This is a genomic window from Segatella hominis (genome assembly GCF_019249725.2).
Taxonomy (GTDB): domain Bacteria; phylum Bacteroidota; class Bacteroidia; order Bacteroidales; family Bacteroidaceae; genus Prevotella.
In genome coordinates this window covers 2,227,216-2,245,625 of record NZ_CP137559.1, presented here as the reverse complement: position 1 = coordinate 2,245,625, position 18,410 = coordinate 2,227,216, and the positions used below count along the sequence as shown (strand labels likewise).

Annotated in this window: 20 protein-coding genes; 18 read left to right on the top strand and 2 right to left on the bottom strand. The window is 44.8% G+C overall.

Features of this window, described 5'->3' with window-relative positions:
* The first annotated feature begins 593 nt into the window (after window positions 1–593).
* From nhaD to KUA50_RS09300, 6 genes are all read left to right on the top strand, one after another.
* Window positions 594–1,964, top strand: coding sequence for a sodium:proton antiporter NhaD (gene nhaD, locus KUA50_RS09325; RefSeq protein WP_218457988.1), 1,371 nt, complete (start codon window positions 594–596; stop codon window positions 1,962–1,964).
* Window positions 1,965–2,259: 295 nt separating this feature from the next.
* Window positions 2,260–2,607 carry a hypothetical protein gene (locus KUA50_RS09320; RefSeq protein WP_218458243.1) on the top strand — a complete coding sequence of 116 codons (348 nt, stop codon included), beginning with the start codon at window positions 2,260–2,262 and terminating at the stop codon, window positions 2,605–2,607.
* The gene (locus tag KUA50_RS09315; RefSeq protein WP_218458244.1) at window positions 2,589–3,548 is read left to right on the top strand and encodes an IS3 family transposase; all 960 of its coding nucleotides are present in this window, start codon (window positions 2,589–2,591) and stop codon (window positions 3,546–3,548) included. The genes KUA50_RS09320 and KUA50_RS09315 overlap by 19 nt, the downstream gene beginning before the upstream one ends.
* A 381-nt stretch (window positions 3,549–3,929) precedes the next feature.
* Entirely contained in the window at window positions 3,930–4,286 is a 357-nt protein-coding gene (locus KUA50_RS09310) for an AAA family ATPase (RefSeq protein WP_256624331.1), read from the top strand.
* On the top strand, window positions 4,222–4,869 hold the full coding sequence (locus tag KUA50_RS09305) for a PD-(D/E)XK nuclease domain-containing protein (protein ID WP_256624330.1): 648 nt from the start codon (window positions 4,222–4,224) through the stop codon (window positions 4,867–4,869). The genes KUA50_RS09310 and KUA50_RS09305 overlap by 65 nt, the downstream gene beginning before the upstream one ends.
* Before the next feature lie 144 nt (window positions 4,870–5,013).
* Window positions 5,014–5,184: a hypothetical protein gene (locus KUA50_RS09300; protein WP_413777422.1), complete on the top strand. Its 171-nt coding sequence runs from the start codon at window positions 5,014–5,016 to the stop codon at window positions 5,182–5,184.
* 104 nt (window positions 5,185–5,288) lie between these two features.
* Here KUA50_RS09300 and KUA50_RS09295 read toward each other — a convergent pair whose 3' ends face one another.
* Both KUA50_RS09295 and KUA50_RS09290 read right to left on the bottom strand, forming a co-directional pair.
* Window positions 5,289–5,387, bottom strand: coding sequence for a smalltalk protein (locus KUA50_RS09295; RefSeq protein ID WP_218457684.1), 99 nt, complete (start codon window positions 5,385–5,387; stop codon window positions 5,289–5,291).
* Window positions 5,388–5,439: 52 nt separating this feature from the next.
* A complete protein-coding gene (locus KUA50_RS09290; protein ID WP_218457683.1) occupies window positions 5,440–6,039 on the bottom strand; it encodes an HU family DNA-binding protein in 600 nt (199 codons plus the stop codon).
* 949 nt (window positions 6,040–6,988) lie between these two features.
* On the opposite strand from KUA50_RS09290, the gene KUA50_RS09285 reads away from it, so the two are divergent.
* The 12 genes from KUA50_RS09285 to KUA50_RS09230 all read left to right on the top strand — a co-directional run bounded on the left by KUA50_RS09285 (window position 6,989) and on the right by KUA50_RS09230 (window position 18,409).
* Window positions 6,989–7,258 carry a nucleotidyltransferase domain-containing protein gene (locus KUA50_RS09285; RefSeq protein WP_318346086.1) on the top strand — a complete coding sequence of 90 codons (270 nt, stop codon included), beginning with the start codon at window positions 6,989–6,991 and terminating at the stop codon, window positions 7,256–7,258.
* A 46-nt stretch (window positions 7,259–7,304) separates the two neighbouring features.
* Entirely contained in the window at window positions 7,305–7,583 is a 279-nt protein-coding gene (locus KUA50_RS09280) for a hypothetical protein (RefSeq protein ID WP_218457681.1), read from the top strand.
* Window positions 7,584–7,931: 348 nt separating this feature from the next.
* Window positions 7,932–8,558, top strand: a complete 627-nt coding sequence (locus KUA50_RS09275; RefSeq protein ID WP_256624328.1) for a hypothetical protein — start codon at window positions 7,932–7,934, stop codon at window positions 8,556–8,558.
* 30 nt (window positions 8,559–8,588) lie between these two features.
* The gene (locus KUA50_RS09270; RefSeq protein WP_302687466.1) at window positions 8,589–8,930 is read left to right on the top strand and encodes a hypothetical protein; all 342 of its coding nucleotides are present in this window, start codon (window positions 8,589–8,591) and stop codon (window positions 8,928–8,930) included.
* Complete coding sequence (locus KUA50_RS09265) at window positions 8,927–9,103, top strand: hypothetical protein (RefSeq protein ID WP_218457678.1); 177 nt, start codon at window positions 8,927–8,929, stop codon at window positions 9,101–9,103. The genes KUA50_RS09270 and KUA50_RS09265 overlap by 4 nt, the downstream gene beginning before the upstream one ends.
* A 311-nt stretch (window positions 9,104–9,414) precedes the next feature.
* Window positions 9,415–10,308 carry an Abi family protein gene (locus KUA50_RS09260; RefSeq protein WP_256624327.1) on the top strand — a complete coding sequence of 298 codons (894 nt, stop codon included), beginning with the start codon at window positions 9,415–9,417 and terminating at the stop codon, window positions 10,306–10,308.
* A gap of 126 nt (window positions 10,309–10,434) precedes the next feature.
* Window positions 10,435–10,569 (top strand): hypothetical protein, encoded by a 135-nt coding sequence (locus tag KUA50_RS09255; protein ID WP_256624326.1) that lies wholly within the window; start codon window positions 10,435–10,437, stop codon window positions 10,567–10,569.
* Window positions 10,570–10,575: 6 nt separating this feature from the next.
* Complete coding sequence (locus KUA50_RS09250) at window positions 10,576–10,995, top strand: type II toxin-antitoxin system VapC family toxin (RefSeq protein WP_218457676.1); 420 nt, start codon at window positions 10,576–10,578, stop codon at window positions 10,993–10,995.
* 66 nt (window positions 10,996–11,061) lie between these two features.
* The gene (locus KUA50_RS09245; protein ID WP_218457675.1) at window positions 11,062–12,513 is read left to right on the top strand and encodes an ATP-binding protein; all 1,452 of its coding nucleotides are present in this window, start codon (window positions 11,062–11,064) and stop codon (window positions 12,511–12,513) included.
* A 2-nt stretch (window positions 12,514–12,515) separates the two neighbouring features.
* Window positions 12,516–15,323 (top strand): Z1 domain-containing protein, encoded by a 2,808-nt coding sequence (locus KUA50_RS09240; RefSeq protein ID WP_218457674.1) that lies wholly within the window; start codon window positions 12,516–12,518, stop codon window positions 15,321–15,323.
* Window positions 15,310–16,290, top strand: a complete 981-nt coding sequence (locus KUA50_RS09235; RefSeq protein WP_218457673.1) for a PD-(D/E)XK motif protein — start codon at window positions 15,310–15,312, stop codon at window positions 16,288–16,290. Before KUA50_RS09240 ends, KUA50_RS09235 begins: the two co-directional genes overlap by 14 nt.
* Before the next feature lie 7 nt (window positions 16,291–16,297).
* Entirely contained in the window at window positions 16,298–18,409 is a 2,112-nt protein-coding gene (locus KUA50_RS09230) for an AIPR family protein (protein WP_218457672.1), read from the top strand.
* Window position 18,410: the final 1 nt, after the last annotated feature.

The following is an 18,410-nucleotide window of genomic DNA, read 5'->3' as shown; positions in this document are numbered from 1 at the left end:
GCGTTGATGAGGGAAGAGATGAGAACAATGTTGCGCTCATTCTGCAAAGCCTTCATGATGAGATCCGTCTCTTTCTTGCGGTCGCAGAAGTATTCTGTTCCCTTATATCCGTAGATAACAAATGGGTTATTCAGCTGTTAAACGTAAGTATATTAGCTTCATCGTCCATCGAAAGTAGTTTCATCAGGCACCGAAACTACTTTCGATGCCTGATGAAGCTAACTTCGTTTTTGTGGGTGAGTCGTTGCGAATACCATCAAAGTTGCGTAATGTTAAGATAGTAATAATCTTTTAGGTAAGAGATATATTAGTAAGAACTTTATTACTAATTAATTTTTTACTAGTTATACTGATGCCATTTTCAGTTTCCCCGAATTCAACAAGCATGTGTAAATTTATGAAATGCCTCAACCTCATAGGTCGAAATCGGTTATTATGAGATTAAAACCGTAATTAAGTAAACGATTTTATATAATTATAATACAGAAAAGGGTGGTTATTGCTTTTCTTTTTGTACCTTTGCAGCCGTTTGGCAATTGTGAGTACCAAATCATATCTAAAGGAAAAGAATATCTAATAATAAATAAAAAGTAATGGCTACACTTACAATTTCTATTATTGTCGTTTTCGTGCTCGGCTATGCACTCATAGCTACCGAAAGTTTGACAAAGGTAAACAAAGCAGCGATTGCCCTGTTGATGTTGGTAGGTTGTTGGACCCTCTACATGGTGGATCCGATGCAGTATCTCCAGTTGATGCACCCTGATTATACAGGCGGCGCTGCAGGTATGGTAGAGAAGGTGACCGGAATCATCCAGGAGCATCTGGGCGATACCGCTACTACACTTTTCTTCCTGATGGGTGCGATGACCATCGTGGAAATCGTAGACCAGAATGGCGGTTTCAACTGGGTTCGCAAGGTGATGAAAACCAAGTCTAAGCGTGGGCTCCTCTGGCGTATTGCTATTCTCACTTTCTTCCTCTCTGCCATCCTCGACAACCTGACTACCAGTATCGTGATGATCATGATTCTCCGCAAGCTCGTCACCGATCACAAGGACCGCATGGTTTATGCATCCCTCGTCATCATCGCAGCTAACTCGGGTGGTGCTTTCTCACCAATCGGCGACGTTACCACCATCATGCTCTGGAACAAGGGATTGATTACTGCAGCCGGTGTTATCGCAGAGATCTTCATCCCATCTGTGGTTTCTATGGTGATTCCTGCTCTCATCCTTCAGACTATGTTGAAGGGCGAACTCGTGATGCCTGAGGTTTCTGCCCAGCAGAATGCTGCGGTCAGCGATTTCACCGAAGGTCAGCGCAAGGCTGTGTTCTGGTTGGGAGTAGGCGGTCTGATCTTCGTGCCTATCTTCAAAAGTATCACCCACCTGCCTCCATTCGTAGGAATCCTCCTGGTATTGGGTGTTCTCTGGACTGCTACCGAAATTTTCTATCGCGGTTTGCATCGCGGACAGGATGCAGAAGGAACTCAGAAGCGAGTAACCAAGTTGCTTTCTCGTGTAGATATGAGTACCATCCTTTTCTTCCTCGGTATCCTGATGGCAGTATCTTGCTTGGCTGAGATTGGTGTGTTGACTGTTTTGGGTCAGGGCTTGAACGTCGTATTCGATGGCAACCATTACCTCGTAACTGGTATCATCGGTGTGCTTTCAAGTATCGTGGACAATGTGCCTCTGGTGGCTGGATGTATGGGAATGTATCCTGTGGCTGCCGCTGGCGATATGGCTGTGGATGGTGTCTTCTGGCAGTTGCTGGCCTACTGTGCCGGTGTAGGTGGTTCTATGCTGATTATCGGTAGTGCTGCTGGTGTGGTAGTAATGGGCTTGGAGAAGATTACTTTCGGCTGGTATATGAAGCACATCTCCTGGATTGCTTTCGTAGGTTACATCGCAGGTATCGTTTGCTACTGGTTCATCCGCACCTTCCTTTATGCAATCTAAGGGATAAGCATTTCTGTTGAAAGGGACAATAGTTTTCGCTTACGTGAAAAGTTTATGTAGAAAAGTCTCATAGTCTCATTTTCTGTTGAAAATATCGGCTTAAAGACTTGATAGATAATAAGATAAAAAGAATGAGACTTCTCGGTTCTGATGCTGGGAAGTCTCATTTATTTATGATGGAATATCTGGTTAAAGGTTATTCTTGTTGATGATTGATTTTGGCAATCATTATTGTGTTGCCTGTCTTGTCCTAGAAAAAGTTGACACAGTATAAATCAACTTAAAAATAACAAATATGGACAAAGACAAAATGGATTTAGCGTTGAGCATAGCTCGCAGTTATTATCAGTATCATGTACCAGTTAGAGAAATTATGGCAAAAATGTCAATTAGCAGTACTTCAGTTTACAGAATTCTTGGTAACTTTGCAACCAATAATCCACAAATCGTAGAAGAAATGAAGCAAAATGCAACACCAGAAAATCTCTCGCAGGAGAACATTGAATTGAAGAAACGCTTGGCAGCTATGGAGCAAGAACTCCATGAGGCAAAGATGGCAGCTGCCGCCTATAACAAGATGATTGATATTGCAGAGCGTCTTTATAAGATTCCTGTGCGAAAAAAATCTGGACCCAAACAGTAAAGGAACTTCGTGCAGAGGACAAAAACTATAGTGTTTCTGGCCTCTGTAAACTGTTTGGGTTTACTCGTCAAGCGTATTATCAGCACGAAGACAATATGCTTGCAGCCTTGGCAGAGGAATCGTTTGTAATAGAGTATGTTAAGTCTATTAGAAAGCAAGATCCAGGTATCGGCGGTCGTAAACTCTGGCTGATGTATTGCAAGGAGTTTGGAGAAGAGAACGCCATGGGACATTGCCGTTTCGAGGATATAATATCAAGGTACAAGTTGGGAGTGCGTTCTTCCAACCGAAAACCTCGTACAACGGACTCTCGTCATGGGTTACCCACATACCCCAACAAGATAAAAGAACTGATACCATCATCACCCAATGAAGTTTGGGTGAGCGACATTACATATCAGAAGATTTGGGATGATGCCGAACAAGGCACTTATCATTTCTGCTACATTTCTTTGATTACGGATTATTACACAAAAGAAATCATTGGCTATTCTGTCGGTGAGTCACTCTCCACCAGGTTCCCTTTGAAAGCCCTAAACATGGCCTTAATGCGCATGGAAAGTTATAAGGATATTATTACACCAATCCATCATTCCGATAGAGGTGTACAATATGCTAGTAACGAATACATCAAATTACTAAGGGAATACGGTATCATACCTAGCATGACAGAATGTGGCAATCCGAAGGATAATGCTGTAGCAGAGCGTGTCAATAACACGTTGAAGAACGAGTTATTCATGGGGCTTTCTTTTACTTCTTTACAGGAAGTAGAAGAGGCTTTAGAAAGGGCAGTACACTTTTACAATGAGTTACGCCCTCATGGAAGTATCGGGATGCTAACACCAAAGGAAGCTGCGAAACAAAAGGGAAGTTTAAAGAAAAATTGGACAAGTTATAGGGAAAAGTACATAAAATCCTTGTCAGTTCAGGAAAAATGATTAATTTTGCAGCAAAATTGTAAAAACCGCGATCCACCCCTAGGGGTGGGTCCTTTGTCTACTTCTATTAGGAACTAGAATGAAGTATGTAAATACTAACTAGGAATAAGATAGAAGATTGACAAGTAGAATTAGGAATAGAGAAAATAATTGTCAACTTACAATAGGAATAAGGAACTATGTAGTCAACTAAATATAGGAAACTACAGCCAAATTTGGGTTCTTAGTTTGGGCACTTGTTGCCCGCCTCGTGAGCAACGGCTGCTCATCTCATGTTCATCGATTCCCCATCACGTGATCCCCGAGGGACCGCTTGGAGAGCATGGCAGGAACTTCTGGAGGGGTGACTCCAAGTTTAGTCAGCTCAGCATCTTTAGCGAGTTGAACAATCTCAAGATTCTCACGTTGAAAGATGAATACAGTAGCTGTTGTGGTATAACCAAGAGTGAATTGACTCAATATTTCCGTGAGGGCATCGAGGAGATGGCTGAGCATAATGGACTCACTTATGAGGAGACCTTGCAGCAACTCAAGCAGCATTATGATGGCTACCATTTCAGTATCAATAGCGAGGATATCTTCAATCCTTACAGCATTATCAATGCCTTGGACGATAAGGAGTTTAATAGCTATTGGTTTACCATCTGGTACGCCTACGTTCCTGATAGAACTGATGCAGCAGAAGAATTTGGACATGCTCAATCTGGACGATCTGTGGATACAGGCATCACGTTTTGATACACCTACGGAAAGGCTTACTGATCCTATTCCTGTCCTTTTCCAAAGTGGCTATCTAACTATTAAGGGATACGAAAAAAATGGTAAATTGTATCATCTCTGTTTCCCAAATTATGAAGTAAGACAAGGTTTCTCGGAAAGTCTCGTCTGGTATTATACTGCGCAAGACATGAAAAGATATGATGCCATCGTGTATGCTTATTCCAAGAATGTGCTCATCAATGACGACATGGGAGCCTTTATGCCTCACTTGAAGGCATTCTATGATAAGTTCCCATATACGATTATCAATAATAATGAGCGTCATTATCAAGCCGTGATGTTCACCATCTTTACCATGCTTGGCGAAGATGTGAAGGTGGAGCATACCACTTCGGATGGAAGAATAGACCTTGTGCTCAAGACGGATAAGAGTATCTTTATCTTTGAGTTGAAATATGAGAAGTCTGCCAATGCTGCCATGGCGCAAATCAGCGGCAAGGACTATGCCAAGGCTTTTGCCGATGATGGGCGGAAGGTTGTGAAAGTGGCTGTTAACTTCTCGGAAGACCAGCGAAGCATAGAGGATTGGGTGATAGAATAAATGATATTGAAGGATAGGATAAAATAAGAGAGGACTTTTCGGAGTCCTCTCTTTTTAGATACAGTTATTTTTCAGAACTGTTCTTTATCTTTTACTCAGCAGTTGTCTGTTGCTTCTGTAGCCCAGGTCATCTTGCGTTGGCATATGCAGCGAGGCCTCATTACAATACCTCGTTGCGACAATGATGACTACACTGACGAGAATGTCAGAATCTTTGATTTTGAGTTGTCGCCAAAAGACATGGAAACGATTAGTGGGTTGAACAAGAATCAACGTACATACGAGAAGAACGACCCTGATGATTTCCCTTGGTAAGTAGGTTGAGATACAAGAATTTATTGTAAGGAGGAAAGAAAAAGCAGCAAACCATCTGTGTGGTTGCTGCTTTTTCTCTTTGTCTATCCCTTTGCGTTTTCACGTTAGATTGCCGTGCAACTCGTGATACCGAGCGTGGTGGCCAATGCAGTGAGTACGCTGATCGCGATTTGCAGAATTGTTTTCCAAGTTTCTTTCTTCATAGTGGTAAAAGTTTTAAAGGGTTAATATTTTAGGGTTAAGAGAGTTCAGGCGCTACTTAAGTTCATAGTCTCCATCAGAACCGCCTCCATCAGAGCCTTCTGTGCCAGTCTGGGAACCGCCTGAAGGGTTATCGCCCTTAGAGTCGCCACCTGTAGTGCTGCCTGTGCCCTGAGAATCACTGCCTGTGCCCTGAGATGGAGAATCAGGGTCGCCGTCGGTCTCCTCGGTAGTGCCGTAGGTGCCATACTCCTGCAACTTGCATTTCTTGCTGAGCTCAGAGTTGCTCCAGGAGCGGGTGTTTCTGAGGATGAGATGTACGCCCAGGATGCTCTGTGCCGTCACATCATTGCGGGTATTTTCCGCCTTTGAGGTCATGCCCATGGAGAAGAGACCGAGCTCTCCAAGTCGGACGCTCTTGCCGTCGAGTACCAGTTCCTGAAGGTGGTCGAGGGCATCCATCAGCACGCCGTGGATGCAGCCACGGGAGTAAGGGGAGCCGTGGTCGGAGATGTGACTTACAAAGTCCTCGAACGACATCTCCCGGTCGGTCACTGCGGTGGCGTACCACTTCTTCTTGCCAGCGTTCTCGCCAGTCTGAGGGGTGCGCTGAATCTTTCTGTACTTCAAAGTTCCTTTAGTGTTAGTTGCCATAATTTTAAGTGTTTAATGGTTAATGTTTAGTGTTTACTTAGTGGGGTGTTCCTTTATCGGGGAGGCCTCCCCTTGTGGTTAATTTAGCCTTAGCGGCATGGTGTCCATAAGAGCGATGCATCTTTCTCTGAATCACGATGCAAAGGTACAACAATTTTCCGACACCACCAAATTTCGACATGTGATAAGGGACGATTTTCAGCACTTCCGCCGAAATGCGTCGCTGAGGGTAGGGGAGGCACGACTTTCGGGCAGAGAAACATAGTTTTGTCGAGGAAGAAACATAGAGTTCTCATCAAGCAAGAATCAAGCAGGAGCATCTTTACCAAGTAAGGGCATCTTCATAAAGCAAGAAAGCTCCTTTTACCTTTTTACTTTTTACCTTTTTACCTTTGAAACTTTGGTGACGGTGACAGTGACAGTCCGATTTTCCGCACCCCTCCCTTCTGCGCACCCTTCGCCTTGGAGGACGAAGAGAAAAGTAAAGAATTGTTAATGTTAAATTTTTATATTTATATATAAATATAAACTTTCTCTTTCACCCTTTTTCCACTCAGAGGGGAGTTGCGGAATTTTGGACTGTCACTGTCACCTGTCACCAAGTTTCAGTCTTTTTTGACAACTATCAGAATATTCTTTCGAAAACATTTGGCGATTACAAATAAAATCTTATCTTTGCCCAATAAAAATTGCAATAACGCTATGGGAGTTGACAAAGTTACATATTGGAAAGAGTTGGCGGATTACGACGTTGACACGGCGGAAGTCATGTACAACGGCGGTCGGTGGCTGTACGTCGGCTTTATGTGTTGATGCCAATGAACATAGAGGCAAAGTATCCTTCTTACAAGGACGAGCTGGTCAAGAAACTAACGCCAGAATATTGCAGGGTATTAATAGACAAAACCAAAGAACTGAAATTAAGGATAGAGAGTCTGCTTTGATAAAAGTGCGTAGCTACAAGGAGGCAATACTTCCGTTGCTTTCCGATGCCAAGGTGTACCTGTATGGTTCTTGCAGTCGCAATGAGGCTCACAAGGACAGTGACATTGACGTGGCGGTCGTTATCCCGAAGCTTCAGGGAGATTGGCTTGCCACCACATCCTCGCTTTGGCTTGCTACCCTGGGCGTGGACACTTCGATAGAGCCTGTGGTGATAGACGAGAGCCACCCTTCTCCTCTTTACGAGGATGTCATGCGTAGTGGCATTGCGGTGTGAAAGCTAATAAAACTGTTAAAATAACTCGTGTCGCATCAAAAAACATTTGGAATATTTTGCCGTAAGCGAAAAAATACTTAATTTTGCAGCAGAGTTCATCCATCATTTGACGGAAGGAAATCAAAGGACGTTAGGCCAAGATGCTTTGCGTCCTTTGTTGTTTTTGATTGGACATAAAAAACGAATTCCGGCAAAGGCATGCCATCGGAACTCGCTGTTATCTTTTTTAGAGTGCTGGCAGGCGCATCGGGGCATCCTGCAAACACTTTCTTTTCTTGGTTGCAAAGGTAAGAAGTTTTTCTCGAATATGCAAGAGATTTCATAAGTTTTCTCCAATAACATTTGGCAATTCAAAGATAATATAGTATCTTTGCAGTACTAGAACCCGCCAAGCCTCTCCCTGATGCTCAAATGTGCGGGTTGTTTTTATATTATGGAAATATGAATAAAAAACAAACAGAGGAATATGAAGAGCAAAAGCATAAATGACATCACATTGTTTCGATACTTGTTTAATCTCGACAAAAGAGGTTTGCCGCAAAGTATTCTTAATTGGTGTAATAACCATGGTAGTGGTATCGACTCAGACAGAGAGAACGCAATAAGAGAACTCTCTGTTCTAAGGGGTAACTGTCGCAATTTGGTGGTATTCTCGAAAACTTTTGTTGACACAATGGATAAATCCTATATGAAGTTTACCCAGTTTCACATGGATATTCTCGAAGAGCTTGATAATGAGAATGGGATTGTTCGCAGTCCATATTTTATGTCAGGGTGTTATGTCGTGTATAGCATAAAGAATGGCTGTCTCACATTGTGGGTGTTTCAAGATAATCTCGACAAATATTTGTCTATACCAACATACTACATCTGTGTCTCACCAAAGGATAAGATTAAGGGAAATGGGCATCAGTTGGACTGTATGGTTTTACCACTTATAGATGGTTGTACTGAGTTAAATATCAGAGATTATATAGATATGGTCTTGGACTATTTGTGTCTAAGACAATGGGCAGAAGTTCAATTAGGCAAAGTGTCAACCACAATAAGAAAAGAGGTAAAAAAGAACAAGAAAACTCAGACTATAGTAGAGGCAGGACTTGACTACTACCGTTTTGATAGCAAGTGGTATACAGAAATATGCAATGACGAGTCTTTCAAGGTAAGTGGGCATTTCAGATTGCAACCTTATGGTGATGGCACAAGAAGGCTTATTTGGATAAATGAGTTTACAAAAAATGATTATCATAGAAAAGCCACTATTGACAAGGTTAAGGATGGAGAAGTTATTCTTACTTAGATACTTTCCAAAACGCACATGACAAAAATAATGGAAGAGATGAAAATGATTTCGTTCGATGACTTCCAAGATAAGTACACCAGTAAGATAGGCACGCTCAAGCGTGATGCCTTCGAGAAAGAGGTGGAGGAAGCTGTGCAAGCCTACAAGGTGGGCGAGGCGCACAAGCAAGCTCGTAAGACGAAATGCCAAGTGCAGGATGAAAACGGAAATGTGATTGCAGAATATGAAAGGAAGATAAGTTCTCGTCCTAGCTCGGGATTGGCACAAGTGAAGTACATGAAACTCAATGGACCTGCGCCGAAGCCGAGAGTGCTGTCGTGGGCTGAGGTGTTTGGAAATGAGTATGAACCAACAAACAGAGGAATATGAAGAAATCAAATACAGGGTCATTTCGTGTCAACGACCCGATTATTATCAAGAGTGATTCACCCAAGGCGGCAGAATGGGTGAAGAGGCTGAAGGCGCATAAGCAAATGGTGCTTGAAGATATGCACGAGAGAATACGTAAAGGCGAACTCAAAGAAATCGAGATTGAATTTTGAACGCTTGTAACTTAAAGCGGTATAATGGAGGATGGGCTATGATTTAGCTCGGCTTTTTTCGTTTTATGATGCCGTTGCTGCATGAAATCCGTTGTCTGTCCGAATCTAAAAGAACCATATTGGGATGATGATTGCTACCAATATTTTCGAGAGAATATATTGCCACAAATAGGCGAAATATGATATTTTCAGAAAATTTCTGCAAGAAAATTTGGAGGTTACAGAAAAACATCGTATCTTTGCATCGACAAATCCCGCTCGCTTCCCATAAGAACAGCGTACCCAGCGGGACATTTTTATTTTATGAGGGTATGAAATATACAAAGCAAGCCATAACTACAGCGGAACAAATCAGCATTCTCAGACAACGAGGACTGATTGTCGAAGATGAGAGTCAGGCAAGAGAAGCCTTGGATGTCATCAGCTATTTTCGCTTGGCTGATTATTGGCGATATATGGAAGCTGACCATACCACACACCAGTTCAAGGAGAATTGTCATTTCTCCGAGATTTTGGATTATTATTACTTTGACAAGGAACTCAAAGCCTTGTTGTTTTCCGCCATCCAAACCATTGAGGTTGCCATCCGCACGAAAATCATCAAGCACTTCACGCCGACCTTTGGGGCATTTTGGTTTATGGATGAAAGCCTTGCCGGCAATCCCGACTTCTTCCACTCTAACTTGGAACATATCCGTACCGAGGTGAAGCGTTCTCGTGAAGAGTTCATTACAGAGCATTTCCTGAAATATGCAGAGCCAGACCTACCTCCTGTATGGAAGACTTTGGAGGTTGTCTCGTTTGGCACGCTTTCCAAGCTGTTCGGCAATTTCAGGGATGCCACTGCCAAGCACCAAGTAGCTCGTGAGTTTGGTCTGAACCACCATAAGTTTCTGAAGAGTTGGATGGAGACATTGGTGGCGTTGCGCAATTATTGCGCCCATCACTCCAGAGTTTGGAACCGGCGATTCCCTGTCAAGCCTCAGACTCCAAGGAGAATGCCACAAGATTGGATTTCCGATTTCTCCTTTCGCCAAGAGACCATCTATCCCCAACTGTGTTGTATTACTTATTGGCTGAATAGCATCTATCCCAAGAATACCTTTGTAGCTGATTTCAAGGCTATGCTTGAAAAGCATCCTTCCGTCAGCACTCGACTGATGGGCTTTCCTGCCCATTGGGAGGAAGAGCCGCTGTGGAAGTAAGTTTTCTCCGAAAACATTTGGCGATTACTAATAAAACGTTAAAATAAAACAAGATATTTGGAGATACGGAAAGAAAAGCGTATCTTTGTCATCCAATATAGACTAAACGTTTTAACAACGAAGACTATGGATACAAACGAAAGAACAAAGCAAACCACGGAGACATACAATGCCTCCGAGAAGCAGCATAGCAAGACATGGCTCGCCATGCAGAAATACAGAGGCACCGTAACGGTATATGACAAAAGCTTGTTCTACTAAGAGAAGATGAGATATTTGATAGATACCTGCGTGGTCATGAACATGATAGCAGAGCCAGACAGACTTTGCCCCGATGTCGAGGCACTGATAGATGATTACGACAATATCCTCTGCATCAGTGCAGAGACATTGCGTGAGATGATTGTGGCGTTCAACAACAAGGTTTTGGCTTCCAAGTGCTGGAAGACGGCAAGTGATATGATTCAGTCCTTGGTCGACGAGTACAACTTGACGGTCTTGCCCTTGAAGACCGAGCACATGAAGACTTACGCCCATCTACAGCTAAACGAGGCAATGGGACACAAAGACCCATCAGACCACGTTATCATCAGCCAAGCCATCACCGAGCACTTGCCTTTGGTATCGAGCGATACTCGCTTCCCATTCTACAGGGAGCAAGGCTTGGATTTGATAGAGAATAGATAAAGTCTCTCTCTCTCGCAAGTCGATTCTTGCAAGAAGAAAATGTATAACGAATAAATCTTCAGACAAATGGCAGAGATTGAAAACTTGGAATACTTGGAGCCCAACCCTGGGGCGATGGTGGAAAGCCTTCGCTCGATAGGCTACACGCTCGAAACTGCCGTTGCCGACTTGATAGACAACAGCATCACCGCCAAGGCTTCTCGCATAGACATCGACAGCCCATTCCAAGGCTCTGACACGAAGATTTACATACTCGACAACGGCGAGGGAATGAGCGAGGTGCGACTTGTGGAGGCAATGCGACTGGGCAGCTTCTCCCCCTCGCTAAAGAGAAAGAGAAAAGACTTGGGACGATTCGGGCTTGGACTGAAGACCGCCACTTTCTCGCAGTGCAAGCGACTATCGGTCATCACGAAGCATGAAGGCAAGATTTCCGCAAGGTGCTGGGACTTGGACTTTATCATCAAGCACAACAAGTGGTGCCTGCTCAAAGATGCACCACAAGCCTATATCGACAAAGTTTCCACATTACCATCAGGTACACTTGTGGTTTGGGAGAAACTGGACAGAATCATTTCCGACAAAGACGCAAAAGCCGAGAAAAACTTCAACAACAAGAAAGGCATTCTTCGCCGTCATCTCTCCTTAGTATTCCATCGTTTCATCGAAGACGGTCGTTTGGAAATTCACATCGGCGGCGTGCCAGTAGAGCCTTGGAATCCCTTCCTACCACACATGAACAGTTCGTTAAAGAAAGAGTTGCCACCTACATCGTTGTATGGTGGCAATGTCGTAATCAAGGGATGGGTGATGCCACACCGCAACTACTTCACCGATGCCGAATACAAGGAAGCTGGTTTCAGAAGAGGATGGACGCAGATGCAAGGTTTCTACATCTATCGGGAAGACCGATTGCTGACAGCAGGAGGTTGGCTTGGGTTAAAGCCCGACGGCACAGCCATGCTCCAAGAACACCACTACGACTTGGGGCGTATCTGCGTGGACTTGACGAACAACTACGACTTCGACTGGGACATTGACATCAAAAAGTCCAAAGCCACACCGCCCGACTACTTGCGTGAGACCTTGGGGCAGATAGCCAAGAAGATACGCCGAATGGCATACGAGACCTACAGCTACCGAGGTACAAAACAGAAATTCCAACCCAAGAAAGGCAAGGCGTACATACCGCTTTGGAACAGCGTAAGCGAACGGAATGGCAAGCAATATTACTCCATCAATGAGAACTATCCCTATGTGAAGGAATTGCTCGGCGAATTGGACAAGTCGAAAGCCTCCAAGTTGAGAAAACTCCTAAAGTTGCTTGCGGAAACCATACCAGCCGAGAGCATTAGCTTCGAGGCTTCCAAGAGCGAAAGCAAGAAAATATCACCGCCTTATGAGGACACTCCCGATGAGCTGACCGCCATCAGGCAAGAACTCGTCGAGAGCTTCATGAGAAAAGGCATGAACCGTGAAGAGGCCGAAGAACAGGCTGAGTTCACACTGAATTTATAACAATGGCAGAAGAAATCGCAAACAAAATAAGTGCAATAGCCGAGCATTTATTACCCGAGCAGCCCACATACCAAGACATGGAGGATGTGGCAGAAAAATTATTGCCTCTATTCCCCGATATGCAGAAGGTGGAGATTGTAGCCATCATTTCTGCTGACCGAAAGATTTACCAGCTCCCCTCCACCATCATGCAGGACGAGGAGGAAGGTGCCGACTGGCTGACGGAGTTCCGAGCCAGAAGCGGATGTCCATTCCGCTTTTGGAACGACTACAAGAAAAGCCTGACCTTGCCAGCTCCTGCCATCTTGGAAATAGACCGTACGACCGACATCATGCTCAACAAGCTCGCCAACCCAAGTATGGAAGGCAACTGGTATCGTGCAGGATTGGTCGTGGGACACGTGCAGTCTGGTAAGACTGGCAATTTCGTGGGATTGGCTAACAAGGCTATGGACGTAGGCTACAAGATAATCTTGGTGTTGACAGGTATGTACAATGACCTCAGAAGCCAAACGCAATCACGCCTCGACAAGGGAGCTATCGGTCGTATCACCGATGTAGATGACCCAAACTTGCGAAAAGCCATCGGCGTGGGCAAGTACAAGAATCACCCCAACGTCATCAACTTGACTTCAAGCAAGCTGAAAGGCGATTTCGGTTCGCAGAAGATTAACATAGGCGGTGTACTAACCTCGCAAGACCCTACCATCATGGTCTGCAAGAAGAACTCCTCCATATTGAGCAGCATCCTTCGTATGTTCTCGCAGCATGGCGTGCCTGCCGACGATGGTTATCCTATCATACAAAACATACCGCTGTTTATCATCGACGATGAGGCAGACAGTGCCTCCATCAACACCGAATACAGCAAGGAAGACATATCCAAAATCAACTCGAAGATAAGAGCCATCCTCTCACTCTTCGAGCGTCGTTGTTATGTAGGCTATACCGCCACACCGTATGCCAACATCTTCATTGACCCAGAGTCTCCGCAGTTCAAGGAGTGCATTGAGGAAAGCGATGGGGCGAAATACCGTATCTGCCAAGACGACCTGTTCCCGAAGAATTTCATCATCAACCTCACAGCACCGAGCAACTATATCGGTCCTAACGTGTTGTTTGGCATACCTTCGTCGGTTGACGAGGAAGAAAAGCCAGAGTTGCCTATCATCGAGTACATCAAGGAGGGTGACTATTTGGAGGAGAACGTAAAAGGAAGAAAGAAGAAACTGTTGAAAGACTTGCCTCCATCGTTGATAGAAGCTATTAAGCACTTCTTCGTGAGTACTGCCTTGCGCAGGGCGAGAGGTCAGAAGGTGGCGCACAGCTCGATGCTCATCAACACCTCGCAGTACATCAAGAAGCAAGATGACGTATATCGCCTCGTCAACATCAAGGTGAATGAATATTGCGACTGCATCAGTGCCTTGGGCGACAACCCTTCTTTCGTGGCTGAACTGAAAAAGATATACACCGACAAGATAACTCCAAGCAACAAGACCATCTGCAAGGAATATCCCGACTGGGCATCAAGGCTCAAAATGGTGTCTTGGGAAGCAGTCAAGGCAGAGCTACCTACCGTGGCGGCAAAGGTGCGCAATGAGGTGAGAGTGATTCACTCCACTACCGACGAGGATGAGGACAAGAACACCACTCGCCTCGACTATGCCAAGTATGAGAACCACAAGCAAGAGATTTCCAATGGTCTCTACGTGATAGCCATCGGCGGAAACACGATGGCACGTGGAATCACTTTGGAGGGACTGGTTGTGAGCTATTTCTTCCGCACCAGCAATACCTTCGACACGTTGATGCAGATGGGCAGATGGTTTGGCTATCGTGATGGATACATAGATGCTTGTCGCCTATATATCGAGCGAGAGACGGCTGTCAACTTTCGTAATATCGCCGTAGCTACACAGCACATGCGTGATGATTTCGACGATATGAACTACCAAGGCATTAAGCCTAAGCAATACGGCATGAAGGTGATGCGATTTCCTGGAGTGCTGGAAGCCACGGCAAGAAACAAGTTTGGTGCAACGGTGCGTGGCTGGCTCTCGCTGAACAAAACCACCCTACAGGCTTACAAGTTGAAGAAAGACCCAAAGGTGGTGGAAGCCAACAAGCAAGCGTTGCTCGACTTCTTGGGAAGCCTTGGACATTCCGAGTTTTGCAAGCGTTTCGGTGTGCCATCCCATCACTACTCTTGGAAATGCACAGGCGAGCAAGTGGTAAATTTCATCAATGCATTCAAGACCTCTACCGAGCAGTTGAAGCCAGACTTGGTGACAGCCTACATGCAACGCCAGATGGCAAAGGGAAACTTGACGAACTGGACGGTGGTTTTGGCGAGTGTAAGCAGAGCCAACGCTAAATGGGCATTCGACACTGGGGTGGAAAGCTTGTTGGTAGGAGCGTCCACTCGTGGAAACAATGCCGACTCTGAGTATTACATCGCCAACAATGCTGCGGTCTCCGGTCCTACCTACGAATCGCTCGACCTGACGGACGAGGAATATCAAAAGGCATTGCAAATGTCGATAGAGAAGTGGGAAAAGGACAATGCAGAAGGAAAGACAAAGCGAAAGAAGCCTACACAACCTTACGCCAACTGCGCCAAGGCTGTGAGAAAGAGCACCAACGGCTTGCTTCTACTCTTCAACATGGACTTCAACGACAAAAAGAGTGACGTGTTCACCTATGTACTCAGTCTGCCACAAATCAAGGATGCCGACGAAGAAGCCATCCGCTATGAGTACAGAGGCAATTATAACGCTTTCAAATTAATCGAGGATGAAAAAGAATGAACTTATCAAACATATAGAACTCATTTGGGAGAACCTGAAGGATGAGGGTGTATCCACCATGATGAAGATGGATGAGAGCAAGGCTCCCATCTATCTGCGTGCCAATGACCAAACGGTTTCATTTCTATTAGCTGTAAGCATGGAGCGTGAGCTGGACATCAAGCAAAAGAAATACTACAACGTAAACATCGCCGTGGAGAAACTTTCGAGCGAGACCAAGGGGATTGTTGTCACATTGCTGAACCAAAGATTTCTCGACACTTTCTCCAAGATTGCAGCCGATGTCATCTCTGCCACCATGCCGATGGAGGCAGAATCGGAGGCTGTTTCCATCTTCACGTTGAAAATCAATAGTTGGCGCAACATCTTTAGCCGTGGACCTGTGCAGACACTCAGCACCGAGGAACAAGTGGGCCTATACGGTGAACTGGAGTTCATTAAGACCCTCCTAAACGAAAATTTCCCCACAAGCGAGGTGATTGACGCTTGGAAAGGAGCGGATGCGGAAGACAAGGATTTCCAATTCCAAAATATCGGCATCGAGGTGAAAAGTTCGCACAAGCAAGACAAACTGGTGAAGATTTCCAATATTCGCCAACTCGATGATGCTGGGTATGCGGAACTTTACTTGTACTACTATTCGTTTGCCAAGTCGAACGGAGAAACGAACACGCTACCTATGCAGATAGACGAGATTCGCTCCTTGTTGGTCGGCTCTCCCTATCTGGAGGAATTTGAGTCGAAGCTGCTCAATGTAGGATACAACGATTCAGACAAGGATTCCTACAAGGCAAGTTACGCCATGACCTACGAAGAGGCATACAAGATTGAGGACAAGTTTCCTAAGATTACGTCCATCAATGTGATGCAAGGCGTGCTTGATGCAAGCTATGTGGTGGATTTGAATATCTGCGACGATTCAGTAGTCACATATAATGATTTGATACAGAAAATAAAACTGATATAGAGAGTTTATGGCAGATTCTATAAAAAACTATTCCAAAGAGATAGCAGAAGAGGTATCGGAGCTGATGGATGAAATGGGTTCTCTACCACAGGCTTTCACTCGATACGTCATCGAAAAGATGAGCGAAAAGGCGAATCTTGGCGAGGGCGAGGCTTGCTATGCCGCCATTAGAAATGACAACAACAATAACGTGTTGGGAGAAATCAATGGTTACTCAGTCAGCCTGAGTGGTGAGACTGTGACTTTGTTTTACGCCATCTACGAACCACAAGACGATGAAATCTATGCAGTTTCAGCCGACCAATACAAGAAAGCCATCAATCGCTTGCAAGGTTATTACAACGCTGCCGTGGCAGGACGCTGCAACGAGATGGAACCATCCGCTGATGATTACAAGATTTGCAAGTATATCTACGAGAACGAAGAGGACATCACCAATGTGCGCCTTTTCGTCTTGACCAACGGCTCCATCAAACGTGGTCTCAAAACTCCAGGGCAAAGAATCAGCGACAAGCTCGTTACCTTTGACAGCTGGGACATCAACTTGCTATGTAGCAACATGCACTCGGCTATAGACCACATGTCGGTAGATATAGACCTGCTTGATGATGGAGATTTCAAATATAGCATCCCATTCATAGAGTACCAAACACCTACGGAAAACTACAAGACATACATAGCCATGCTGCCAGGCGAGTTTCTGTATCGCTTGTACGAGCGATATAATACAGACCTGTTGCAAGCCAATGTGCGTTTCTTCAAGGGGAAGAAAGGTTGCAACAAGGGCATCTTTGAGACCTTGAAGGAGTGTCCGCATCGCTTCCTTGCCTACAACAATGGATTGACAGCCACGGCAAAGGAGGTATTGACTGAGTATAACGAGGACAAAAAGACAGGCGTACTGAAATACATAGAGAACTTCCAAATACTCAATGGTGGTCAAACGACTGCCAGCATCTATTATGCCAAGAAGGAAAATCCTTCTGTAGATTTGAGCGAGGTGTATGTGCAGATGAAGCTCGTCGTTTTGCAAGACAACATTGAGGAATTTCATCCCCTCATCACCAAGTACTCAAACACGCAGACCAAGGTGACAGCCTCCGACTATGGCTCAAACAATCCTTTCAACCATAGGTTACAAGAGTTGTCTCGCACCACGAAAGCTCCTGATGCCACCCACAGCGGAAAGATTTCCTACTGGTATTACGAGCGAGTGACAGGACAGTACGACCAAGACCTCAGCCGACAAGCTACCAAGGCAGACAAGGACAAGTTCAAGATAGAAAATCCTATCCAACAGAAGTTTGACAAATGCGTGTTGGGCAAGGTTTATACGGCATGGAAGCAACGCCCTGACATCTCCATCAATGGACCTCAGAAGTGCTACCAATCCTTCATCAAGGAGAACAAGGACATACTGCCAGACAACATCTTCTTTGAGGATTTCGTGGCGATGCTCATCATCTACCGATTCATGGAGAAAAAGAACCCTGTGTTCTTGGCTTATCACCAAGTGAAGGCACAGCTCACCATCTATACATTGGCGATGCTCTACTATGTGACCAATGGCAAATTGAGCCTCTATAAGATTTGGAAGAACCAAGGATTGTCTGACAATCTGAAAAACTTCATCAACAATCTTAGTCAACAGCTCTATGCCAAGTTGAGCGAAGCCCAACCTAACGGTACTACTTTCAGGGATTATTGCAAGTCTCAGAAAACTTGGGAAGCGACCAAGAAGTTTGTGCTGACACTCGACTTAAAGTCTATCGCCAATGATATGAAGAAAGAGGGGGAGGACGAAAAACGCAAACAGGTGTCTTCCGAAAGCAAACTGGAGAGCATTGAGCAACCTTCACGAAAGGCTCAAAGCGCACTGAGCAAGGAGAAAAATTCCGCAGCCCTCTTCAAGCGCATCCAAAACATAAATGATGAAGACTGGCACAAAATCAAGTTGCTGGTGAATCGTATATGCGACAAGGAAGAGGCAAATGCCGTCAAGAAGGTTGCTATGCAGAAAGACAAGAGCAAGCTGCCATACAAAAAACTTGTCGTAGTGTGCAATGTACTCGACAGGATAAACGAAAAATTTAAGGAAACAATAGGGAGGGAATTTTAGA